Here is a 21924-nt window from a genome sequence, read left to right on the forward strand (position 1 = left end):
CGCATGAGCTTCGCCCTGGAGGCCGAGAGCCTCGTCAAGACCTATGGCGCGGTGCGCGCCCTGGACGGCCTGTCGCTACGCATCCCGGCCGGCGGAGTGTTCGGCGTGCTGGGTCCGAACGGGGCGGGCAAGAGCACCCTGTTCCGGATCGCCCTGGGCCTGGTGCGGCCGACCAGCGGGACGGCGCGGCTGTTCGGCGCCCCGGCCGGCCAGGCCTCATCCCTGCGCCGGGTCGGGGCGATGATCGAGACGCCGCGCTATCCGCCCTATCTGACCGCCCGCGACGTGCTGCGGATGCTGGCCATGGAAAGCGGCGCGATAGGCTCGGCCGACGTCAACTACTGGCTCGAGCGGGTCGGGTTGGGCGGCGCCGCCGACCGCAAGGCCGGCACCTTCTCGGTGGGCATGAAGCAGCGCCTGGGCCTGGCCGCGGCCTTCTTCACCCGGCCCGAGCTGGTGATCCTGGACGAGCCGACCAGCGGCATGGACCCGGCCGGCATCCAGGAGATCCGCGCCCTGATCCGCGACCTGGCCGACAAGGAGGGCGTGACGATCATCCTGGCCAGCCACCAGCTGGACGAGGTCCGCAGGGTCTGCGACCGGGTGGCGATCTTCTCCAAGGGCAAGCTGGCCGCCGAGGGCGACGTCGAGGCCCTAACCGGCGGCAAGCCGCGCCTGCGCCTGACCGTCTCGCCCATCGACAAGGCCCTGGCCGTGCTCGGCGCCAAGGGCGAGCCCGACGGCGCCAACGCCGTTCTGGCTGATGTGCTGCGCGCCGAAACCCCGGCCCTGATCCGCGCCCTGGTCGAGGCTGGGGTCGAGATCACCGAGGCCCGCTGGCGCGAGGGCGACCTTGAGAGCGCCTATCTCGGCGCGCTTGGCCCAAAGGATCTTGCCGATGCTCGCTGACGCCATCGCCGCCGAGCGCTTCCGCCTGTCCCGCGACCGGACCGCCCTGTTCTGGGGCTTCGGCTTCGCGCCCCTGGTCTCCATGCTGTTCAGCATGGGGATCGACGTCTTCACCCGCGCGGTCCTGCACCGGACCATTCCCGGCGAGACGACCGACCTGGCCAACCGGGCCATGGGCGCCGTGGCCGGGGCGTCGGGACCGTTCACCGCCCTGTTCCTGCTGATCGGCGCGGCGGCGATCTTCGCCGGCGACTATCGCTGGGAGACCTGGCGCCTGCTCACCCCGCGCAACAGCCGCGTCAACCTGCTGGCCGCCAAGCTGATCGTCTTCGCCGAGGTCGCGGCCTGGAGCCTGCTGCTGACCGCCTTCACGTCGGTGCTGGCGGGCCTGTTCGGCAGCGTCGTCAACCACGCCGCCCTGGTCGCCCCGCCCAACGGCTCGGCCTTCCTCGGCCATTTCGCCGGCGTCTTCGTGATCACCTGGCTGGAGGTCATGCTGGTCGGCGCCCTGGCGGGCCTGGTCGGCGTCGTCACCCGCTCGACCATGGGCGCTGTGATCGCTGGCCTGGTGGTGGTGTTCGTGCAGTCGACCCTGGCCGCCACGATGCAGGCCACGACCTGGAAGAGCCTGGCGATCCCGGCCTATGCGGGCCGCATCCTCAAGGGCTTCGTCGCCGCCCCCGACGAGGTGCGCCCCGAGGCGGGCCCCGCAGGCCTGGCGCTGGTGCTGCTGCTGGCCTGGCTGATCGTGCTGGCAGCCGGCGCGGTGGCGCTGTTCCGCCGCCAGGACCTGACCAAGGAGTAGGCGTTGACGCCCGTGCGATGGATATGGGGGCTGGCGGTCTGTGGCTGGATCGCGTGGACCGTCTACCAAGCCATCGTCCGGCGGCGGATCGCCCTGCCCATCCGCACGCTTGGCAAGCCCTGGTATATCGAGCGCGACCGCGAGCCCGGCATGTTCTGGCTCGTGGTGGTCATGCACGACTTGATGTTCGGCTTCGCAGCCGCAGTTGTCGTCCTCGGCAACCGGTCGGCTTAGGCGGCCGCCCAGGCGCCCTGCCCGCCCGACACCTGGAAGTGCTCGACCTGGGCCTCCAGGCGCACGGCGTCGTCGGCCAGGCCGCGGCTGGCGGCGGTGGCCTGCTCGGCCATGGCGGCGTTCTGCTGGATCACCTGGTCCATCTGGCCGACCGCCTGGTCGATCTCGGCCAGGCCCGCGGCCTGCTCGCGGCTGGACTGGGCGATCTGCTCCATCAGGCCGCCGATCAGCCCCACCCGCTCGACGATGTCGCCGAGCGCCTCGCCAGCCTCGCCCACCAGGGTCACCCCCGAGCGCACATGGTCGGACGACTCCGAGATCAGCCCCTTGATCTCCTTGGCCGCCTCGGCCGAGCGCTGGGCCAGGGCCCGCACCTCCTGGGCCACGACCGCGAAGCCGCGGCCGGCGTCACCGGCGCGCGCCGCCTCGACCCCGGCGTTCAGGGCCAGAAGGTTGGTCTGGAAGGCGATCTCGTCGATCACGCCCAGGATCTGCGAGACCTTGGCCGACGAGCTCTCGATCTGGCTCATGGCCTGGGCCGCGCGGCCGACCACCTGGCTGGACCGGTCGGCGACCGCCCGGCTGTCGGTCACGGCGGCGTTGGCCTCGGTCGCGCCCTCGGCCGTGCGCCTGACGCTGGCGCTGACCTGGCCCACGGCGGCGGCGGTCTCGGCCAGGCTGGCGGCCTGGCGTTCGGTGCGGGCCGACAGGTCTTCGATCGCGCCCCGGATCTCGCCGGCTCCCGCCCGCAGGCCGCCCGCGCCCTCGACCACCTCGACCATGGCCGCCTCGAGCCCGGCGATCGCCCGGTTGAAGTCGCCGCGCAGCCGCTCGTAGGCGCTGGGGAACGCCGTCTCCAGGCGCGCCGTCAGGTCGCCGGCCTTCAGCCGGGCCACCGCCGCGCCCAGGGCTTCGACAACCTGCAGACGCCCCGCCTCCTCGGTCCGCCGCTCGGTGTCGTGTCGGGTCTTGGCGATCTCGGTCTCGTCGCGTTCGACCGCGATCCGGTCCTCGGCCGCTTGCCGCGCGACGATCGCCTCGCGGAACACGGCCACCGAATTGGCCATCTCGCCGATCTCGTCGCCTCGCCCGGCGAACGGCACGGCCCGATCGTAGTCGCCGGCCGCCAGCCGGCCCATGAAGCCGGTCATGGCCTGGATCGGCTTGACGATGCGGCGGCTCATCAGGACGATCCCGCCGCCGACCACCACCAGCATCAGCGCGCCCGCCCCGGCCAGCAGAGCGAAGGCCAGACGGGTCTGGGCCGCGGCGCGCGCCTCGACCGCCGCGGCGTCGTGGTTGGCCATGACCACCACCTTGTCGATCACGGCGCGATGGGCCTCGTAGGCGGTGTCGGCCCGGGCCAGGCCCCGCCGGGCGCGCTCCAGGTCGCCGGACCGGACGGCGGGCAGAATCTCCTGGTCGATCTCGCGCCAGAATTCCATGGCCGGTGCGGCGGACTGGTCGACCAGCAGCGTGCGCATGGCCGGATCGATCGGCGCGGTCGTCCAATAGGCGCGGCGGGTGTCGTAGTCCTTGCGCAGGGCCGCCAGCTTGTCGGCGGCGGCGTCCACCGTCTCGGGGTGGGCGACCAGCTTGGTGGCCACCAGATCGGCCTCGACCACGTAGAGGGGCGGCGGCAGGATGTCGGCGACGATGTCCTTGTTGTCGACGATCTGGCGGAACAGCGGCCCGCCGACCCTCAGGCCTTCGATCGCGAACAGGGCCAGGCCGCCGGCTAGGACCACGCCCACGGCCAGCGCGCCGCCAAACGTGCGCATGACGCCGGAAATTTTCATCGTGATCCCTCCCCCGAGAGCCTTAACGGCGAAGGATGGGGCGACGAGGTGAACAAACCTCTACCGGAAGCGACAACGGAGCCCGCTGCAACCTGGCGCGGCGGCCCGGACGCAAAAAAGGCCCCGGATCGCTCCAGGGCCTCTTCGTCAGCCAAGGCTGAAAATCCTAGTCGTCCGAGTCGTTCGAGAACACCGGGCCGGAGTCCTTGCCCTTGGCCGAGACGTCGCGATCGACGAACTCGATGACGGCCAGCGGAGCGTTGTCGCCGTAGCGGAAGCCGGCCTTCAGGACGCGGATGTAGCCGCCCTGGCGGTCCTTGTAGCGGGGACCGATGGTGGCGAACAGCTTGCCGACTTGCTCGACGTCGCGGACGGTCGAGATGGCCTGGCGACGGGCGTGCAGGTCGCCGCGCTTGGCCAGGGTGACCAGCTTTTCGACGAACGGACGCAGTTCCTTGGCCTTGGGCAGGGTGGTGACGATCTGCTCGTGCTTGATCAGCGAGGCCGACATGTTGGCGAACATGGCGGTGCGGTGAGCGGACGTACGACCGAGTTTACGGTGAGCCTTACCGTGACGCATTGTAGTGTCTCCTGGGCCGTGGCCCGCTGAAGCGCGGAAAAGTGCGCTGATTGTCACCAATCCCAGCGGCGTCCCGGCCGGGTTCAGAACGAAGCGCCGAGGCCCTCCACCGCTGTTGCGGCTTCAAAAGGCCCAGGCCGCTCTTGCGAAAGAGCGGCCCGGATTAAGCGCGGTACTCAGTTACTCTTAGATCTGGTCTTCGAACTTTTTGGCCAGGTCTTCGATGTTTTCGGGCGGCCAGTTCGGCACGTCCATGCCCAGGTGCAGGCCCATGCCGGCCAGCACTTCCTTGATCTCGTTCAAGGACTTGCGGCCGAAGTTCGGGGTGCGCAGCATCTCGGCTTCGGTCTTCTGGATCAGGTCGCCGATATAGACGATGTTGTCGTTCTTCAGGCAGTTGGCCGAGCGGACCGACAGTTCCAGTTCGTCCACCTTCTTCAGCAGGGCCGGGTTGAACGGCAGTTCCGGCTTGGCCTCGTCGGCGGTCTTGGCCTTGGGCTCTTCGAAGGTGATGAAGATCTGCAGCTGGTCTTGCAGGATGCGGGCGGCGTAGGCCACCGCGTCCACCGGCGTGACCGCGCCGTTGGTTTCCACTTCCAGGATCAGCTTGTCATAGTCCAGCGACTGGCCCTGACGGGTCGGCTCGACGCGATAGGCGACGCGCTTGACCGGCGAGTACAGGGCGTCGACGGCGATCAGGCCGATCGGCGCGTCTTCCGGACGGTTGCGGTCGGCCGGGACGTAGCCCTTGCCGGTGTTGACCGTGAACTCCATCCGCACCGAAGCGCCGTCGTCCAGCGTGCACAGCACGTGGTCGGGGTTCAGGATCTCGATGTCGGCGGGGGTTTCGATCTGACCGGCGGTCACCGGGCCGGGGCCCGTGGCGCGCAGGGTCATGCGCTTGGGGCCTTCGGCGTGCATGCGCACGGCCAGCTGCTTGATGTTCAGAACGATGTCGACGACGTCTTCGCGGACGCCTTCGAGCGAGGAGAATTCGTGTACGACGCCATCGATCTGGATGGCGGTGACGGCGGCGCCCTGAAGCGAGGAGAGCAGGACGCGGCGGAGAGCGTTGCCGAGCGTCACACCGAAGCCGCGTTCGAGCGGCTCAGCCACGATGCGAGCCTTGCGGGTCGCGTCGGCGCCAGTCTCGATTTGCGGCTTCTCAGGACGGATCAGCTCGTTCCAGTTTCTTTCGATCACGTGGTCGATCCCTTGAACGCGGCTCGCCGGCCGCGAATCTCGCAGCCGGCGATGGAGAATTGGGTCTTGATAGTACTAGACGCGACGACGCTTGGGCGGACGGCAGCCGTTGTGCGGGATCGGCGTCACGTCGCGGATCGTCGTGATGGTCATGCCGGCGGCCTGAAGGGCGCGCAGGGCCGACTCACGGCCCGAACCCGGACCCGACACGTTGACCTCGAGGGTCTTCACACCGTGCTCGGCGGCCTTCTTGCCCGCGTCTTCCGCTGCCATTTGAGCGGCGTACGGGGTCGACTTGCGCGAGCCCTTGAAGCCCATCGCGCCGGCGCTCGACCAGGAAATGGTGTTCCCTTGAGCGTCGGTGATGGTGATCATGGTGTTGTTGAACGAGGCGTTCACGTGCGCCACGCCCGAGGTGATGTTCTTGCGTTCGCGCTTTTTAACGCGAGCCGGTTCCTTGGCCATCGTCAGGCTACCTTATTTCTTCTTGCCGGCGATCGGCTTGGCCGGACCCTTGCGGGTACGAGCATTCGTGTGCGTGCGCTGACCGCGGACCGGCAGGCCCTTACGGTGACGCAGGCCGCGATAGCAGGCCAGGTCCATCAGGCGCTTGATGTTCATCGAATTTTCGCGGCGCAGGTCGCCTTCGACGGTGAAGTCCTTGTCGATCGTTTCACGGATCGCGAGCACTTCGGCGTCGGTCAGCTGGTTGACCCGGCGGGCGTCATCGATGCCCACCTTCGTGACGATGTCACGAGCGGACTTCTGGCCAATGCCATGAATGTACTGAAGCGCGATCAAAACGCGCTTGTTCGTCGGGATGTTGACGCCTGCGATACGGGCCACGTCTAATGTTCTCCTAGTCACGCACTAAAGACGCGAACGGCGCGCCCGGCCCGGTCTTTCGACCCAGTCCGGCGCGCACAGATCGCGCCCTTTCGCGGAAGCGCCCCGTTATAGGGATAGTTGCGCATCCGTCAATGGCGGAATCCGCTCAATCGAGAGGATTCCAACGAAGTCTTAAGCCACGACCGAAAGCGCGGCGTCGATGGAGCCGGCCACCGCTTCCACGGTGCCCATGCCGTCGACTTCCGACAACTTGCCCTGCTCCCGGTAGTAGGGAAGCAGCGGCGCGGTGTCGGCGTTGTAGCGGTCCAGGCGATTCACGAAGGTCTCGGGATTATCGTCCGACCGTCCCTGCTCGGCGTATCGCTTGGTGATGCGTTCGATCAGGGCGGGCTCGTCTACCTTGAGTCGGAGAACAGAGTCGATCTTCTGACCCCGCTTGGCCAACATGGTGTCCAGGGCCTGCGCCTGGGCGATGGTGCGGGGGAAGCCGTCGAAGATCGCGCCGCCGGCCGCCTCGGCCTCGGGCAGGCGCTCCTCGATCAGGGCGATGACGATCTCGTCGGTGACCAGGTCGCCACGGTCCAGGACGCCCTTGACCTTCTGGCCCAGGTCCGAGCCCGAGGCGATGGCGGCGCGCAGCATGTCGCCGGTCGACAGCTGGACCATGCCCCGCTGCTCGACCAGGCGCTTGGCCTGGGTCCCCTTGCCCGCCCCAGGCGGCCCGAACAGGATCAAGTTCATCAATGCGCTTCCTGCGTTTCCGCGGGTCTGCCGCCCGCGTCCGCCCAGACCTAGAGTGGGTTCGATGAAAACGGAAGCCGGTTTGTGACAAACCGGCTTCCGCGTTCCTGCCTTACGTCGCGCCGGAAGGGGTTAGCGCCCCTTGCCGCCGCGCAGCTTCGATTTCTTGATCAAGCCTTCGTACTGGTGGGCCAGCAGGTGGGACTGGATCTGGGCGACTGTATCCATGGTCACGGTCACGACGATCAGGATCGAGGTGCCGCCCAGGGCGAACTTGGTCGGGCCCATGCTGCTCATCAGCAGCTCGGGCAGGATACAGACCGCGGTGATGTAGGCCGCGCCGATCACCGTCAGGCGGGTCAGGACGTAGTCCAGATACTCCGCCGTCCGCTTGCCCGGACGGATGCCCGGCATGAAGCCGCCGTACTTGCGCAGGTTCTCGGCCGTCTCGTCCGGATTGAACACCACCGAGGTGTAGAAGAACGAGAAGAAGATGATCAGGGCCGCGTACAGCACCATGAACAGCGGCTGGCCGTGCTGCAGGGCGCCCACGACGCTGGGCAGCCATTGCAGCCAGTTGGGCAGGTTGGCGGTGGCCAGGAAGCCCATGGCCGTGGTCGGCAGCAGCAACAGGCTGGAGGCGAAGATCGGCGGGATGACGCCGGCGGTGTTCAGCTTCAGCGGGATGAACGAGGTGTCGCCGCCGATCATCCGGTTGCCCTGCTGGCGCTTGGGATAGTGGACCAGCAGCCGGCGTTGCGAGCGCTCGATGAACACGATGAAGAAGATCACGGCCACGGCCAGCACGGCCACGGCGAACAGGGCGAAGCCCGACATCGCGCCGGTCTGCACCTGGGTGAACATCTGCACCACGCCTAGCGGCAGGGCGGCCACGATGCCGGCGAAGATGATCAGCGACACGCCGTTGCCGACGCCCCGGCTGGTGATCTGCTCGCCCAGCCACATCAGGAACAGGGTGCCACCCGTCAGGGCCACCACGGTCGACAGGATGAAGAAGGCCGGGGCGATGCCGCCGACGATCATGTTGGGCTGGCTCTGCAGGCCGACGGCGATCGAGAACGACTGCACGATGGCCAGGATGACCGCCAGGTAGCGGGTGTACTGGTTGAGGGTCTTGCGGCCGGCTTCGCCGCCTTCCTTCTTCAGCTTCTCCCACGGCGGATACACCGAGCCCATCAGCTGCACGATGATCGAGGCGCTGATGTAGGGCATCACGTTCAGCGAGAACACGGCCATGCGCTGCACCGCCCCGCCCGAGAACATGTTGAACATGCCCAGGATGCCCTTCGACTGCTGCGAGAACGCCGCGGCGAAGGCTTCCGGATTGATCCCCGGGATCGGCACATAGGTGCCGAGCCGGTAGACGATCAAGGCGATGAGCGTGAACCAGATGCGCTTGTGAAGTTCGGTGGCCTTCTGGAAGGACCCGAAGTTCATGTTGGCTGCGAGTTGTTCGGCGGCCGAGGCCATTCAAATCCCCACGTCGAGAGCGCGCGCCGCGTCCGCGGCCTTGATCGCGCTCCAAGCATAAATTCGAGCCAGTCCGGTCGGCGGTGAATCGCCGGGGCCGGACAAGGCCCGAGTACGGAGCCGTACATAGGTGAGGCTCGCCGCGATGTCACGGCGAGCCTCGTTATTCTGTCATCCCGATGGGAAACTGCGCACCTGGCGGGGTCTCCCCTGCCCTGTCCGCGATCCCGGCGACGGCGTCCAAGAGCTTGGCGCGCCGGATTCGGGATGACGCTATGGACTTAGGCTTCGGCTTGCGCCTTGGCCTTCTTGGTCACGGTCACCGAACCGCCGGCGGCTTCCACGGCCTTGATGGCCGCTTCGGTCGCCGAATAGACGGTCAGCTTCAGGGCGGTCTTGATCTCGCCCTTGCCCAGCAGCTTCACGCCGTCCAGTTCGCGGCGGATCACGCCGGCGGCGACCAGGTCAGCGGCGGCCAGCTCGGCGCCGGCCTTGAACTTGCCAGCGGCCACGGCCTGCTCCAGGCGCCACAGGTTCACTTCGGCGAACTCCAGGCGGAAGGGGTTGTTGAAGCCGCGCTTGGGCATGCGCATGTGCAGCGGCATCTGGCCGCCTTCGAAGCCGGCGATGGCGACGCCCGAGCGCGCCTTCTGGCCCTTCACGCCGCGACCACCGGTCTTGCCCTTGCCCGAACCCGGGCCGCGGCCGATGCGCATGCGGCCCTTGGTCGAGCCGGGGGCCGGAGCCAGTTCATTCAGCTTGGTCATGTGTGCCTCTCCTTGGAGATCTGCGCCCGGCCAGCGGCCGGACTCGGCTTTTGAAAACAAAGAAACTTCAAACGAAAACCACCCCGGCTTTCACCGGGGTGGCGATTTCGACGTCTCGTAGCAGACCTACTCGACGATTTCCAGCAGGTGCTGGACCTTGCGGATCATGCCGCGCACCGAGGGGGTGTCTTCCAGCTCGGACTCGCGGCCCAGCTTGTTGAGACCCAGGCCAGCGAGCGTGGCGCGCTGGACGGCGTTGCGGCGGATCGGGCTGCCGGTCTGGCGAACCTTCACGGTCTTGGTTTGCGTAGCCATGTCTTAGCCCTCGATGGCGTCCGGAGCCGAGGCTCCGTCGGCGCGGCGGCCGAGAATGTCGCCGACCTTCTTGCCGCGCTTGGCGGCGATCTGGCGGGGCGACGATTGAACCTTCAGGGCCTCGAACGTGGCGCGGACCATGTTGTACGGGTTGCTGGAACCCGTCGACTTGGCCACCACGTCCTGGACGCCCAGGGTTTCGAGAACCGCGCGCATCGGACCACCGGCGATGACGCCCGTGCCGGGAGGGGCGGCGCGCATCATGACCTTGCCAGCGCCCCAACGGCCGTAGCCGTCGTGGTGCAGGGTGCGCGACTCGCGGAGCGGGACGCGGACCATGGTCTTCTTGGCTTCTTCGGTCGCCTTGCGGATGGCTTCGGGCACTTCACGCGCCTTGCCATGACCGTAGCCGACGCGGCCCTTCTGGTCGCCGACGACCATCAGAGCGGCGAAGCTGAAGCGACGGCCGCCCTTAACGGTGGCGGCGACGCGGTTGATGTGGACGAGCTTTTCGACGATGTCGCTGTCGACCCGCTCTTCGGGGGCGTTGCGGTCGCGACGGTCCCGGCGTTGGCCGCCTTCTCCGCGCTGTTGGTCACCACGAGCCATGATGTTTCCCTTAGAAGTTCAGGCCGGCTTCGCGCGCGGCGTCGGCCAGGGCTTTCACCCGTCCGTGGAAGATGTAGCCGCCGCGATCGAAGACGACGTCCTTGACGCCCTTTTCGATGGCGCGCTCGGCGACGAGCTTGCCGACCAGGGCGGCCGCGTCCTTGTCCGCGCCCTTGGCCGAACCTTCACCCTCGAGAGTGGAGGCCGAAGCCAGGGTCACGCCACGTTCATCATCGATGACCTGGGCGTAGATGTTCTTGGACGAACGGAAGACCGACAGACGCGGACGACCGTTGGACAGGGCCTTGAGGCGGGTGCGGGTGCGTTGGGCACGACGCACGGCGGATTCGCGAGGTGAGAGCGCCATGGCTTACTTCTTCTTGCCTTCCTTGCGGCGAACCTTCTCGCCAGCATACCGCACGCCCTTGCCCTTGTAGGGCTCCGGCGGACGAATGCGACGGATCTTCGCGGCAATCTCGCCAACCGCCTGCTTGTCAGCGCCGGCGATCTTGATTTCGGTCTGCTTGGGCACCGCGAAGGTGACGCCGGCCGGAGCCTCGACGTCCACATCGTGGGAGAAACCGAGCTGGATGGAGAGCGCGGTGCCCTTCATCGCGGCGCGGTAACCGACGCCCACCAGCTCGAGGGTTTCCTCGAAGCCCGTGGTGACGCCTTGCACCATGTTGGCCACCAGCGTGCGGGACAGGCCCCACATCGACTTGGCGCGCTTGCTCTCATCGCGCGCCGCCAGCAGGAGGTCGGAACCTTCCTGCGAAACGGCGATCTCTTCGGCGATGGTCCAGGCGAGTTGCCCCTTGGGGCCCTTCACCGTGACCGTCTGCCCGTCGATCGTGACTTGCACGTTCGAGGGGATCGCGACGGCCTTCTTACCGATACGTGACATGCTCTGTTCCCTCCCGCGCCTAGTAGACGCGGCAGAGGACTTCGCCACCGACGTTAGCGTCGCGTGCGGCGGAGTCCGACATGACGCCCTTCGGCGTCGAAAGGATCGAGATGCCCAGGCCGTTCTTGATCGGCTTCAGGTCCTTGATCGACGAATAGACGCGACGGCCAGGCTTGGACACGCGGCTGATCTCGGCGATCACGGGCTCACCGTCAAAATACTTGAGCTCGATCTCGAATTCGGGGAACGCGCCGGGCTTCTCGACCAGCGAGTAGCCGCGGATGTAGCCTTCGTCGGCCAGCACGTCCAGGACGCGGGCGCGCAGCTTGGAAGCCGGCGTCGCGACCTTGGCGCGCTTGCGCGTGGCGGCGTTCTTGATGCGAGCGATCATATCGCTCAGGGGATCGTTCATCGACATCTGATCGTCCTCACCAGCTCGACTTGACGAGGCCGGGGATCTGCCCTTGCGAACCCAGTTCGCGCAGAGCAATCCGGCTCATCTTCAGCTTGCGATAGTAGGCGCGCGGGCGGCCGGTCACTTCGCAGCGGTTGCGAATGCGAACAGCCGACGAGCTGCGCGGAAGCTTCGCGAGCTTCAGGCGGGCTTCGAAGCGTTCTTCCAGCGGCAGGCTTTCGTCGTTGGCGATCGCCTTCAGCGCGGCGCGCTTGTCGGCGTATTGCTTGACGAGGGCCTTGACCGCGAGATTACGGTTAACGGCGCTTTTCTTGGCCATGGTGTGTTTCCCTGCCCGCTCTTAATTCGTGAACGGGAACTGGAATTCCTTCAGGAGAGCCTTAGCTTCCTGGTCGGTCTTCGCAGTGGTGCAGACGATGATGTCCATGCCCCAGATCTGTTCGATCTGGTCATAGTTGATTTCCGGGAACACCAGGTGCTCCTTCAGGCCCATGGCGTAGTTGCCACGGCCGTCGAAGCTCTTGCCGTTCAGGCCGCGGAAGTCCTTCACGCGCGGCAGCGCGATCGTGACCAGGCGGTCGAGGAATTCGTACATCCGGTCCTTGCGGAGGGTCACCTTGGCGCCGACCACCATGCCTTCGCGCAGCTTGAAGCCGGCGATCGACTTGCGGGCCTTCGTGGCGACCGGCTTCTGGCCGGCGATGGCCATCAGATCCTTCAGCGCGGTCTGGGCCTTCTTGGAGTCGGCCACGGCCTCGCCGATACCCATGTTCAGGACGATCTTGTCCAGCTTGGGGATCTGCATCTCGTTGGTGTACGCGAACTGCTCCTTCATCGCGGCGCGGATGCGCGCGCGATATTCGGTCTTCAGCCGCGGCTCGTAAGCTTGATCAACCATTGATCACCTCGCCCGTCGTCTTGGCGACGCGCACCTTCTTGTCGCCTTCGATCTTGAAGCCGACGCGGGTGGGCTTGCCGTTGGAATCGACCAGAGCCACGTTCGAGACGTGCAGGGTCGCTTCCTTGCTCTTGATGCCGCCTTGCGGATCAGCCTGGGTGGCCTTGGTGTGGCGTTGAACCAGGTTCACGCCTTGCACCAGGACGCGGTTCTCCTTGGGGAGAACCTGGATCACGGCGCCTTGCTTGCCCTTGTCCTTGCCGGCCAGGACGACAACGCGGTCGCCCTTCTTAATCTTGGCAGCCATTACAGCACCTCGGGGGCGAGGGAGATGATCTTCATGTGGTTCTTGGCGCGCAGTTCACGGGGAACCGGGCCGAAGATCCGCGTGCCGACCGGCTCGCTCTGCTTGTTGACGATGACCGCGGCGTTCTTGTCGAAACGGATCAGCGACCCGTCCTTACGCTTCATGCCTTGGTTCACGCGAACGACGACGGCGCGAAGCACGTCGCCCTTCTTCACGCGGCCGCGCGGAATGGCTTCCTTCACGGACACGACGATCACGTCACCGACGCTGGCGTAGCGACGACCTGCGCCACCCAGCACCTTGATGCACATGACCCGGCGGGCGCCGGAGTTGTCGGCGACTTCCAGGTTAGTTTGCATCTGGATCATGGTTCAAACCTTCCAGATTAAGCTGAAGCCTTGGGAAGGACTTCCCAGGTCTTCAGCTTGGACTTCGGAGCGCACTCGATGATACGGGCCACTTCGCCCGCCTTGTACGCATTGCTCTCATCATGCGCGTGGTACTTCTTGGACCGACGCACGATCTTCTTCAGCAGCGGGTGAACGATGGTCCGTTCAACCTTGACCACTACGGTCTTGTCGCCCTTATCGGAGACGACAACCCCTTCGAGGATACGCTTGGGCATATCGTTCTCCTTAAGCCGCGGCCTTGGCGCGCAGCACGGTCTTGATGCGGGCGATTTCCTTGCGGATCTCGCCGACGCGGTGGGTCTTTTCCACCTGACCGGTCGCCGCCTGGAAGCGCAGGTTGAACTGCTCCTTCTTCAGGTTGAGCAGCTGCTCGGCGAGTTGGTCGGGAGTCATGCCCCGGATGTCTTGGATCTTGGTCATGCCGCTTCGGCCTCCAGAGCCGCACCAGCGTCGATGCGGGTGACGACGCGGGTACGGATCGGCAGCTTGGCGGCGCCAAGGCGCAGGGCTTCGCGCGCGATATCGTCCGGCACGCCGTCGATTTCGAACATGATGCGGCCCGGAGCCACGCGAGCGGCCCAGTGGTCCACGGCGCCCTTGCCCTTACCCATCCGCACTTCGGCCGGCTTGCCGGTGACCGGCACGTCCGGGAAGATACGGATCCAGACGCGGCCTTGACGCTTCATCTGGCGGGTGATGGCGCGACGAGCAGCTTCAATCTGGCGAGCCGTGATGCGCTCAGGTTCGACGGCCTTCAGGCCGTACGAACCGAAGTTCAACAGGGTGCCGCCCTTCGAGGTGCCGTGGATACGGCCCTTGAACTGCTTGCGATACTTGGTTTTTTTCGGTGACAGCATAGCGCTCTATCCTTAGCCCCGATCGCGACGGCCGCGGTCGCCCCGGTCGGGACGATCGCCGCGCTCGCGTCCGCCACCTTCGCCGGCCGGGCCGGATTCGGTAGCCAAACGCTTGTCGAGCGCCATCGGGTCATGCTCCAGCACTTCGCCTTTGAAGATCCAGGTCTTCACGCCGATGATGCCGTAGGTGGTCTTGGCTTCCGCGAAACCGTAGTCGATGTCGGCCCGCAGGGTGTGGAGCGGCACGCGACCTTCGCGATACCATTCCATCCGCGCGATTTCCGCGCCGCCGAGGCGGCCCGACACGTTGATGCGGATGCCCTTGGCGCCGAGACGGACGGCTGATTGGATCGACCGCTTCATGGCGCGACGGAACGCGATACGACGCTCGAGCTGCTGGGCGATGGACTCGGCCACCAGCTGCGCATCGGTTTCGGGCTTGCGGATCTCGACGATGTTCAGGTGAACCTCGCCTTCCGTCATCACCGACAGGTCCTTGCGGAGCTTGTCGATGTCAGCGCCCTTCTTGCCGATGATGACGCCCGGACGGGCGGCATAGATCGTGACGCGGCACTTCTTGTGCGGACGCTCGATGATGATGCGCGAGACGCCGGCTTGATACAGGCGCTTCTTCAGCATCGCACGGACCGCGAGGTCCTGGTGCAGGAGCTTGCCGTACTGCTCGCCGTCGGCGAACCAACGGCTGTCCCAGGTACGGTTTACGCCGAGCCGCAGCCCGACCGGATTGACTTTCTGACCCATCAGGCGGCCTCACCCAGTTCGCGGACCACGATGGTGATCTCGGAGAACGGCTTTTCAACGCGCGTGGCCCGACCGCGAGCACGCGGCGAGAAGCGCTTCATCACCAGGTTCTTGCCCACATAGGCCTCGGCGACGACCAGCGAGTCGATGTCGAGGTTGTGGTTGTTCTCGGCGTTGGAGATGGCCGAGTACAGCGCCTTGCGGACGTCCTGAGCGATACGCTTGTGGCTGAATTCGAGCTCGTTCAGAGCGCGCTGGACGTTCAGGCCACGAATGGACTGAGCAACCAGGTTCAGCTTGCGGGCGCTGGTGCGCAAGGTGCGAACCTTGCACATCGCTTCATTGGCCGGCAGGCGGCGAGGTTGTTTAGCTTGGCTCATGGCCTACTTCCTCTTCGCCTTCTTGTCGGCGGCGTGGCCGGGGAAGTTGCGGGTGGGTGCGAACTCACCGAACTTCATGCCGACCATGTCTTCCGACACGGAGACGGGAACGTGCTTTTGACCGTTGTGCACGCCGAACACCAGGCCGACGAACTGCGGCATGATGGTCGAGCGGCGCGACCAGGTCTTGATGACGTCCTTGCGGCCCGACGCGAGAGCGGCGTCGGCCTTCTTCAGGAGGTACCCGTCGACGAACGGGCCTTTCCAGACGGAGCGGGTCATGGCTTAGCGGCCCTTTTTCGCTTTGTGGCGCGAACGGATGATGAACTTATCCGTGGCCTTGTTGACGCGGGTCTTGGCGCCCTTGGTCGGCTTACCAGCCGGGGTCACCGGGTGACGGCCGCCCGAGGTGCGGCCTTCACCACCGCCGTGCGGGTGGTCGACCGGGTTCATGGCGACGCCGCGGACGTGAGGACGACGGCCCATGTGACGAACGCGCCCGGCCTTGCCGAGGTTTTCGTTCATGTGGTCCGGGTTCGACACGGCGCCGACGGTGGCCATGCAGCTGTCGAGCACCATGCGCAGCTCGCCCGAGTTCAGGCGGATCTGGGCGTAGCCGGCGTCACGACCCACCAGCTGGGCGTAGGCGCCAGCCGAACGCGCGATCTGACCACCCTTGGCGGGCTTCAGCTCGACGTTGTGGATGATCGTGCCGATCGGCAGGGTGCGCAGCGGCGAGGCGTTGCCCGGCTTCACGTCGACCTTGTCGGCGGTGACGACTTCGTCGCCGGCCTTCAGGCGTTGCGGGGCCAGGATGTAGGCCAGCTCGCCGTCCTGATACTTGATCAGGGCGATGAAGGCGGTGCGGTTCGGGTCGTACTCGAGGCGGACGACCGTGGCCGTGCCTTGCTTACGACGCTTGAAGTCGACCAGACGGTAGAGGCGCTTGGCGCCGCCGCCGCGGAAGCGGACCGCGATGCGGCCGTTGCCGCCGCGACCGCCCGACTTGGTCAGACCTTCGACCAGCTTCTTTTCCGGGCGGCCCTTGTGGAGCTCGCTGCGGTCGATCAGCACCAGGCCGCGCTGGCCGGGGCTGGTCGGGTTGAAGTGCTTCAAGGCCATCTGATTAGAGCCCCGTCGTGATGTCGATCGACTGGCCTTCGGCCAGGGTCACGATGGCTTTTTTGACATCGGAACGGCGTCCGATGATGCCACGGAAGCGCTTGGTCTTGCCCTTGGTGACCAGGGTGTTGACCTTGGTGACCTTGACCTTGAACAGCTCTTCGACGGCGGCGGCGATTTCGTCCTTCGACGCATCGGCGGACACGCGGAAGACAACCTTGTTCTGCTCGCTGAGCAGGGTGGCCTTCTCGGTGATCACCGGCGACAGGATCGTGTCGTAGTGGCGGGCGGTTGCGGCCATCAGGCGGCTTCCTTCTCAGCGAAACGGGCCGAGATCGCCTCGATCGCGTCCTTGGTCAGGACGAGCGTTTGGCGACGCAGCACGTCATAGACGTTCAGGCCGGCGTTCGGCAGCACGTCGATGTTCGGAATGTTGCGGGCGGCGAGCTTGAAGTTGCCGTCCACTTCCGGACCCGCGATGACCAGGGCGTTCTTCAGGCCGATCTTCTCGAAGTTGGCGCGCAGGGCGGCCGTCTTCGGATCGGTCAGAACGGCGCTGTCCAGCACGACCAGCGAACCGGACTTGGCCTTCGACGAGAGCGCGTGGCGCAGAGCCATGGCGCGGATCTTCTTGGGAAGATCGAACGCGTGGCTACGGACGACAGGGCCGTGGGCCTTGGCGCCGCCGACGAACTGAGCCGCACGGCGCGAACCGTGACGAGCCGAGCCGGTGCCCTTTTGCTTGTACATCTTCTTGCCCGTACGAGAGACCTCGTTGCGGACCTGAATCTTGTGGTTCCCGGAGCGGCGCTTGGCCAGCTGCCAGGTGACGACGCGCTGCAGGATGTCGCCGCGGATGTCGGCGATGCCAAAGATGGCGTCGTCGAGATCAACGGAACCGGCCTTGCCGCCGTCCAGTTTGATGACGTCGAGTTTCATTAGCCTTCGCCCTCTTCGGTCGTCGCCGCGGGGGCTTCCTCAGCGGGGGTTTCAGCGGCGGCGGCCGGAGCCTCGCCAGCCTTGCGGAAGGCGCCCGGACGCGGCAGGTCGGCCGGAGCGGCCTTCTTGATCGCGTCGCGAACCTTGACGTAGCTGCCTTCCGAGCCGGGGACGGCGCCCTTGACCAGGATCAGGCCGCGTTCGACGTCCACTTTCCAAACGGTGACGTTCAGGGTGGTGACGGTTTCCTGACCCAGGTGACCGGCCATCTTCTTGCCCGGGAACGTACGGCCCGGATCCTGGCGGTTGCCGGTCGAGCCGTGCGAACGGTGCGAGACCGAGACGCCGTGGGTGGCGCGCAGACCGCCGAAGTTCCAGCGCTTCATGGCGCCGGCGAAACCCTTGCCGACGGTGATGCCTTGGATGTCCACCTTCTGGCCAGGAACGTAGTGGTCGGCGGTGAATTCCGCGCCCACATCGATCAGAGCGGCTTCATCGACGCGGAATTCGGCGACGATCCGCTTGGGCTCGACCGCGTTCTTGGCGAAGTGGCCGCGCAGGGCCTTGGAGGTGTTCTTGGGCTTCTTGGCGCCGGCGCCGAGTTGCAGGGCGGTGTAACCGTCCTTCTCGACCGTGCGCTGGCCCGTGACCTGGCAACCGTCCAGCGACAGGACGGTGACCGGGACGTGCTGTCCGGTTTCATCGAAGAAGCGGGTCATGCCCAGCTTCTTGGCGATCACGCCAGTACGATTAGCGGGGAGAGTCATCTGTTCGGCCCTCCTTACAGCTTGATTTCGACGTCGACGCCGGCCGACAGGTCGAGCTTCATCAGCGCGTCCACGGTCTGCGGAGTCGGATCAACGATGTCGAGAACGCGCTTGTGCGTGCGGATCTCGAACTGCTCGCGCGACTTCTTGTCGACGTGCGGCGAGCGGTTGACCGTGAATTTCTCGATAAGCGTGGGCAGGGGGATCGGGCCCCGTACCGTCGCACCCGTGCGCTTGGCCGTATTGACGATCTCGCGCGTGGAATGATCCAACACGCGGTGATCGAAGGCCTTGAGCCGGATGCGGATGTTCTGACGATCCATATCGCTCGGTTTCCTAGTGGGCTGCGCCCGCGTCTCGAACCATTTCAAAGACCAACTCGGTCCCCGCGAGGGGTCCGAACGCAGCGTCCGCAAAACAAATTGGCCCGCCCGGTCTCCCGAGAGGGCCTGTGACTGAAAACTGCGCCCCAAAAGGCGCGATCGGCAGTCGTTCGCGAACCGCGTCTGAGCTCGAAAGCTCACAGCCGGTCCAACAGAGGGGGGCTTTTACGTGCGGGAATCGGTTTCGTCAAGCGGTTCGGCGCGGGTTTCGGACGGGCCGCCGGACCTCCCCGCCCTCCCCTGTTGATCCGCTCGTCCCGGCCGAAGCCCGGCGCCCGCCGCGCCTGATCCCGCGCCCGAGGCGGCGCCCACTTCCTCTGCTTTCACCGGATGAGCGGAGTTGGCAGAGCTTAGTCGAATATAACACCGTCATGCGAAACAAGCTCAAAACACGGCGCATGAACATGATCGGGCGAGTGCGCGCGTTAGGCACGTTAACCCGGTCGCGCAAGTGTCATAAAACTGCATCAATGCTCTAGCGACCGTTCCGTCCGGTCTTGCCGCCTTGGCCGAAGCTCCATAGATCCGCCGCTCCTCGACGGACGGGCGGCCCTCCCCAAACGACCGCCCGCCGATCGAGGCCACACAGTAAGGGGATTACCCACTATGAAGACCCAACTCTTTGCCGCCGCCGCCGTCCTGGCGCTGGCCGTCTCGGCTCCCGCCTTCGCCCAGAACGTCGGCTCGATCGGCGCCGCGGTGAACTACAGCGACGTCAAGGCCACCGGCATCGACGCCGACGGCACCTCGGTGAAGGTCGACGGCAACGTCGCCATCCCGACCGGCGCCTGGACCGTCACCCTGAACGGCAACGTCTCGGTCAATGACAACGACCTGAGCGACGAAACCGTCGCCTCGACCGCCGCTCACGCCACGACCCTGGTCGCCGGCGACACCGTGCGCGTCGGCGGCTTCGCCGCCCTGTCGCGTCCGTCGAACGACACCCTGTGGGCCGTCGGCGCCGAAGCCTCCAAGTACTTCGACAAGGTCACCCTGAACGGCCTGGTCGCCTACGGCCAGTCGAACGACCTGGACGCCGACCTGTACGCCGTGCGCGGCGAAGCTCGCTACTTCGTCTCGGACGACTTCCGTCTGGACGCCGGCGCCGGCTACTCCAAGCTGGACGCTGACGCCGGCCTGGAAGCCGACATCTGGGACGTCAATGTCGGCGGCGAATACAAGTTCGCCAACACCGGCTGGTCGACCTTCGGCAAGTACACCCACACCGAGTCCAAGGACCTGGCCGACCTGAACGCCGAAGCCGTGAAGGTCGGCTTCCGCTACACCTTCGGCGGCAGCCTGAAGACCCGCGACCGTTCGGGCGCCGACCTGATCGACGCCGACACCCTGTTCGGCTTCGGCGTCCGCTAAGCGGCCGCCGTTCGCCCTACGGTGGACAAAGGAACGCCCCGGAGCTCAGGCTCCGGGGCGTTTCACTTTATATATATGACGTAAGCACGGTTCGCCGAACCCGGCTCACTTCGGCGCGACCAGCCCCTGCTCGACCAGCGCCTCGCGGTCGACCGACAGCACGCCGTCCGCTTCCTTCAGTTCCGCCACCTGGATGACGGTCCGCTGGCCGTAATAGGGGTCGGCCTTGGCCCGCGGTTCATTGGACTGGTGGACGAAATAGTAGAGGAAGGCTCTGCCCCCGCTGACCACCACGTCGGGGTGCTGGCCCTTGGCGGTGTCGGTGGCCTGGGTTCCCGGCTGCTCCAGCAGGCGCGCCGGCTGCAGGGTCCAGGCCTCCGCGTCGTCCGAACGCAGGACGATCAGGCCCTTCCAGGCGTCGGCGACCATCCACCAGGCGTCCTTCCAGCGGAACACCTTGGGCCCCTCGGCGCCCATGTCGACCACAGGCTTGTCGCCGAGCGGCGTCCAATGGACGAGGTCGGGGCTCTCGGCCGCCACGATCCGGCTGCCCTTGTGTTCGTCCTTGTACCAGAGGCGATAGCGGTCGCCGACCTTGGCCACGCTGGCGTCGATCACCCGGTCCGAGCCCAGGTCCAGCGTGTCGCCGCAGGTCCAGGCCTTCAGGTCCTTGCTGGTCAGGTGGACGATCCGCGCGGTCGCCCCGGCCTCGCCCCAGCGGTGGAAGACGCCGGGCACCACGGTCAGCCACATGTGGTAGACGCCAGCTTCGGCGTACAGCTCCGGCGCCCACAGGGTCTGGCCCGTGCAGGCGGCGGGAATCTTCGCCACGCCCTTGTAGGCCCAGGCCAGGCCGTCCTTCGACACCGCCATGCCAATCGGCGTGGCGTGGACCCAGGCCACGTCCTTGGGGTCGGGGCTCTTCATCGTGGCCCGGCGGTTGGTGTAGAACATCACCCATTCGCGCTGGGCCTGGTCGAACACGATCGACACGTCGGCCGCGCCGTCGGTGATCGGATCGCGATAGAGCGGCTTGAAGGCCGCGGCCTGCGCGACCGCCGGCAGCGCCAGCGCGCCGATCAACACCAAAGTCCGCAGGATCATGCCGCTTGCCCCATCAACACGGCGACCAGCCTAGCCCGGAGAGGCCAGGCCGATCCACCATGTTGACGAGGCCGGGCGCCCGCCCTAGCGGCCGATGTTCACCTCGCCGGAGCCGGCGACCGACTTGTGGACCGGACCGTTGACCTTGGCGATGCTCACGTCGCCGGAGCCGGCGACCGACACCTCGGCCGTGTCGGCCTCGCCGCCGAAGTCGACATTGCCCGAGCCCATGATGCTGACCTCGACCGACCGCGAGCGGCCGCCGTTGACGGTCACGTCGCCCGAGCCGGCGATATTGGCCTCCAGCTTGCCGTTGACGCTGGCGGCGGTGACGCCGCCCGAGCCGGCGATGTTGACCTCCAGGTCGCCGCCGATCTCCTGGGTCTTCACGTCGCCGGAGCCGGCGATGTTGATCTCGGCCGAGCCGGCGCTGCCGGTCTTGGTGTCGCCCGAGCCGGCCTGGCTCAACTCGAGCTTGCCCCTGACATTGGCCACGGTCCAGTCGCCGCAACCGGCGTTGGACAGTTCCAGGTGGTCGGTGCGGCCGACGCTGCCGAACACCGCGCCGGCGGCGCCCACTTCGGCGTCCATCGGCACGCGGACCACGATCTGCGGGATGTCCTCCCACTTCACGTCGCCGACGCCGCGGACGTGGACCACGATCTTGCCCATCACCGTGTTGCAGCCGTTGATGCGGTTGCGGCGCAGGCCGCCGTCGACCGTCACGTCCGAGCCGTTCCTGCGGATGTCCAGCGGCAGGCTCTTGTTGGTGGTCAGGAATTCGACCTTCACGTCGCCACGCGCCTCGGGCACCACGACCACGCGGGCCACGGCGTCCTTGATCTTCACGGACGGATCGGCGGCGGCGGTTCCAGCGAAGCCCAGGGCGGCGGCCGCGGTGGCCAGGAGCAGAAGAGCGCGCATCGGTATTCCCTCGAAGCAAAGCGTTTGTTGAGGGAAAGCTAACCGCGCCCTTATCGAGAAACGACTTAATTCGAGGTCA

34 protein-coding genes are annotated in these 21924 nt (G+C 66.4%); 4 read left to right on the forward strand and 30 right to left on the reverse strand.

What is annotated here, in order from left to right:
* The first annotated feature begins 3 nt into the window (after positions 1-3).
* From J2X41_RS24105 to J2X41_RS24115, 3 genes are read left to right on the forward strand one after another with little or no spacing between them, the layout of a single operon-like run.
* Complete coding sequence (locus tag J2X41_RS24105) at positions 4-909, forward strand: ABC transporter ATP-binding protein (protein WP_310086958.1); 906 nt, start codon at positions 4-6, stop codon at positions 907-909.
* Positions 899-1714: an ABC transporter permease gene (locus J2X41_RS24110; RefSeq protein ID WP_310086960.1), complete on the forward strand. Its 816-nt coding sequence runs from the start codon at positions 899-901 to the stop codon at positions 1712-1714. The genes J2X41_RS24105 and J2X41_RS24110 overlap by 11 nt, the downstream gene beginning before the upstream one ends.
* A gap of 3 nt (positions 1715-1717) precedes the next feature.
* Complete coding sequence (locus tag J2X41_RS24115) at positions 1718-1948, forward strand: hypothetical protein (protein WP_310086963.1); 231 nt, start codon at positions 1718-1720, stop codon at positions 1946-1948.
* Here the strand turns inward: J2X41_RS24115 and J2X41_RS24120 are convergent.
* The 28 genes from J2X41_RS24120 to rpsJ form a co-directional block, all read right to left on the reverse strand.
* Positions 1945-3747: a methyl-accepting chemotaxis protein gene (locus J2X41_RS24120; protein ID WP_310086965.1), complete on the reverse strand. Its 1803-nt coding sequence runs from the start codon at positions 3745-3747 to the stop codon at positions 1945-1947. The two genes, J2X41_RS24115 and J2X41_RS24120, sit on opposite strands and share 4 nt — an antisense overlap.
* Before the next feature lie 166 nt (positions 3748-3913).
* Positions 3914-4327, reverse strand: a complete 414-nt coding sequence (gene rplQ / locus J2X41_RS24125; RefSeq protein ID WP_056437811.1) for a 50S ribosomal protein L17 — start codon at positions 4325-4327, stop codon at positions 3914-3916.
* A 186-nt stretch (positions 4328-4513) separates the two neighbouring features.
* A complete protein-coding gene (locus J2X41_RS24130) occupies positions 4514-5530 on the reverse strand; it encodes a DNA-directed RNA polymerase subunit alpha (protein WP_018061159.1) in 1017 nt (338 codons plus the stop codon).
* 75 nt (positions 5531-5605) lie between these two features.
* Positions 5606-5995 (reverse strand): 30S ribosomal protein S11, encoded by a 390-nt coding sequence (rpsK, locus tag J2X41_RS24135; protein WP_007662706.1) that lies wholly within the window; start codon positions 5993-5995, stop codon positions 5606-5608.
* 12 nt (positions 5996-6007) lie between these two features.
* A complete protein-coding gene (rpsM, locus tag J2X41_RS24140; protein ID WP_012285684.1) occupies positions 6008-6376 on the reverse strand; it encodes a 30S ribosomal protein S13 in 369 nt (122 codons plus the stop codon).
* A gap of 174 nt (positions 6377-6550) precedes the next feature.
* Positions 6551-7120: an adenylate kinase gene (locus J2X41_RS24145; protein ID WP_310086970.1), complete on the reverse strand. Its 570-nt coding sequence runs from the start codon at positions 7118-7120 to the stop codon at positions 6551-6553.
* A gap of 132 nt (positions 7121-7252) precedes the next feature.
* Positions 7253-8611, reverse strand: a complete 1359-nt coding sequence (gene secY, locus J2X41_RS24150) for a preprotein translocase subunit SecY (RefSeq protein WP_028041099.1) — start codon at positions 8609-8611, stop codon at positions 7253-7255.
* A gap of 281 nt (positions 8612-8892) precedes the next feature.
* Positions 8893-9378, reverse strand: coding sequence for a 50S ribosomal protein L15 (gene rplO / locus J2X41_RS24155; RefSeq protein WP_310086974.1), 486 nt, complete (start codon positions 9376-9378; stop codon positions 8893-8895).
* Between the two features lie 126 nt (positions 9379-9504).
* A complete protein-coding gene (rpmD, locus tag J2X41_RS24160; protein ID WP_028041101.1) occupies positions 9505-9693 on the reverse strand; it encodes a 50S ribosomal protein L30 in 189 nt (62 codons plus the stop codon).
* Between the two features lie 3 nt (positions 9694-9696).
* Entirely contained in the window at positions 9697-10302 is a 606-nt protein-coding gene (gene rpsE, locus J2X41_RS24165) for a 30S ribosomal protein S5 (protein ID WP_018113050.1), read from the reverse strand.
* Between the two features lie 10 nt (positions 10303-10312).
* Positions 10313-10669 (reverse strand): 50S ribosomal protein L18, encoded by a 357-nt coding sequence (gene rplR, locus J2X41_RS24170; RefSeq protein ID WP_028041103.1) that lies wholly within the window; start codon positions 10667-10669, stop codon positions 10313-10315.
* 3 nt (positions 10670-10672) lie between these two features.
* On the reverse strand, positions 10673-11206 hold the full coding sequence (rplF, locus tag J2X41_RS24175; protein ID WP_310086977.1) for a 50S ribosomal protein L6: 534 nt from the start codon (positions 11204-11206) through the stop codon (positions 10673-10675).
* A 19-nt stretch (positions 11207-11225) separates the two neighbouring features.
* Complete coding sequence (gene rpsH, locus J2X41_RS24180; RefSeq protein ID WP_007662733.1) at positions 11226-11624, reverse strand: 30S ribosomal protein S8; 399 nt, start codon at positions 11622-11624, stop codon at positions 11226-11228.
* Between the two features lie 10 nt (positions 11625-11634).
* Positions 11635-11940, reverse strand: a complete 306-nt coding sequence (rpsN, locus tag J2X41_RS24185) for a 30S ribosomal protein S14 (RefSeq protein WP_018061186.1) — start codon at positions 11938-11940, stop codon at positions 11635-11637.
* 21 nt (positions 11941-11961) lie between these two features.
* The gene (gene rplE / locus J2X41_RS24190; protein WP_310086980.1) at positions 11962-12519 is read right to left on the reverse strand and encodes a 50S ribosomal protein L5; all 558 of its coding nucleotides are present in this window, start codon (positions 12517-12519) and stop codon (positions 11962-11964) included.
* Positions 12512-12826 (reverse strand): 50S ribosomal protein L24, encoded by a 315-nt coding sequence (rplX, locus tag J2X41_RS24195; RefSeq protein ID WP_310086982.1) that lies wholly within the window; start codon positions 12824-12826, stop codon positions 12512-12514. The genes rplE and rplX overlap by 8 nt, the downstream gene beginning before the upstream one ends.
* On the reverse strand, positions 12826-13194 hold the full coding sequence (rplN, locus tag J2X41_RS24200; protein WP_007662742.1) for a 50S ribosomal protein L14: 369 nt from the start codon (positions 13192-13194) through the stop codon (positions 12826-12828). The genes rplX and rplN overlap by 1 nt, the downstream gene beginning before the upstream one ends.
* A gap of 17 nt (positions 13195-13211) precedes the next feature.
* Positions 13212-13451 (reverse strand): 30S ribosomal protein S17, encoded by a 240-nt coding sequence (gene rpsQ / locus J2X41_RS24205; RefSeq protein WP_035080025.1) that lies wholly within the window; start codon positions 13449-13451, stop codon positions 13212-13214.
* Between the two features lie 10 nt (positions 13452-13461).
* On the reverse strand, positions 13462-13656 hold the full coding sequence (gene rpmC / locus J2X41_RS24210) for a 50S ribosomal protein L29 (RefSeq protein ID WP_012285673.1): 195 nt from the start codon (positions 13654-13656) through the stop codon (positions 13462-13464).
* The gene (gene rplP, locus J2X41_RS24215) at positions 13653-14093 is read right to left on the reverse strand and encodes a 50S ribosomal protein L16 (RefSeq protein WP_012285672.1); all 441 of its coding nucleotides are present in this window, start codon (positions 14091-14093) and stop codon (positions 13653-13655) included. The genes rpmC and rplP overlap by 4 nt, the downstream gene beginning before the upstream one ends.
* Positions 14094-14105: 12 nt before the next feature.
* Positions 14106-14855: a 30S ribosomal protein S3 gene (rpsC, locus tag J2X41_RS24220; RefSeq protein ID WP_028041108.1), complete on the reverse strand. Its 750-nt coding sequence runs from the start codon at positions 14853-14855 to the stop codon at positions 14106-14108.
* Positions 14855-15235 carry a 50S ribosomal protein L22 gene (gene rplV / locus J2X41_RS24225; RefSeq protein ID WP_012285670.1) on the reverse strand — a complete coding sequence of 127 codons (381 nt, stop codon included), beginning with the start codon at positions 15233-15235 and terminating at the stop codon, positions 14855-14857. Before rplV ends, rpsC begins: the two co-directional genes overlap by 1 nt.
* Before the next feature lie 3 nt (positions 15236-15238).
* Complete coding sequence (rpsS, locus tag J2X41_RS24230) at positions 15239-15517, reverse strand: 30S ribosomal protein S19 (protein WP_012285669.1); 279 nt, start codon at positions 15515-15517, stop codon at positions 15239-15241.
* A 3-nt stretch (positions 15518-15520) separates the two neighbouring features.
* Positions 15521-16357, reverse strand: a complete 837-nt coding sequence (gene rplB, locus J2X41_RS24235; protein ID WP_028041110.1) for a 50S ribosomal protein L2 — start codon at positions 16355-16357, stop codon at positions 15521-15523.
* Positions 16358-16361: 4 nt separating this feature from the next.
* On the reverse strand, positions 16362-16658 hold the full coding sequence (locus J2X41_RS24240; RefSeq protein WP_007662755.1) for a 50S ribosomal protein L23: 297 nt from the start codon (positions 16656-16658) through the stop codon (positions 16362-16364).
* On the reverse strand, positions 16658-17296 hold the full coding sequence (gene rplD / locus J2X41_RS24245; protein ID WP_056759343.1) for a 50S ribosomal protein L4: 639 nt from the start codon (positions 17294-17296) through the stop codon (positions 16658-16660). The genes J2X41_RS24240 and rplD overlap by 1 nt, the downstream gene beginning before the upstream one ends.
* Positions 17296-18063 carry a 50S ribosomal protein L3 gene (gene rplC, locus J2X41_RS24250; protein ID WP_310086988.1) on the reverse strand — a complete coding sequence of 256 codons (768 nt, stop codon included), beginning with the start codon at positions 18061-18063 and terminating at the stop codon, positions 17296-17298. The genes rplD and rplC overlap by 1 nt, the downstream gene beginning before the upstream one ends.
* A 14-nt stretch (positions 18064-18077) precedes the next feature.
* On the reverse strand, positions 18078-18386 hold the full coding sequence (rpsJ, locus tag J2X41_RS24255) for a 30S ribosomal protein S10 (protein ID WP_004616952.1): 309 nt from the start codon (positions 18384-18386) through the stop codon (positions 18078-18080).
* A gap of 666 nt (positions 18387-19052) precedes the next feature.
* On the opposite strand from rpsJ, the gene J2X41_RS24265 reads away from it, so the two are divergent.
* Complete coding sequence (locus tag J2X41_RS24265) at positions 19053-19817, forward strand: P22 phage major capsid protein family protein (protein WP_089928427.1); 765 nt, start codon at positions 19053-19055, stop codon at positions 19815-19817.
* 105 nt (positions 19818-19922) lie between these two features.
* Here the strand turns inward: J2X41_RS24265 and J2X41_RS24270 are convergent, their stop codons facing one another.
* Both J2X41_RS24270 and J2X41_RS24275 read right to left on the reverse strand, forming a co-directional pair.
* Complete coding sequence (locus tag J2X41_RS24270; RefSeq protein ID WP_310086993.1) at positions 19923-20921, reverse strand: glycoside hydrolase family 43; 999 nt, start codon at positions 20919-20921, stop codon at positions 19923-19925.
* An 84-nt stretch (positions 20922-21005) separates the two neighbouring features.
* Positions 21006-21845, reverse strand: a complete 840-nt coding sequence (locus J2X41_RS24275) for a GIN domain-containing protein (RefSeq protein ID WP_310086995.1) — start codon at positions 21843-21845, stop codon at positions 21006-21008.
* Positions 21846-21924 lie beyond the last annotated feature (79 nt).

Source organism: Caulobacter sp. BE254 (genome assembly GCF_031457295.1).
GTDB lineage: Bacteria > Pseudomonadota > Alphaproteobacteria > Caulobacterales > Caulobacteraceae > Caulobacter.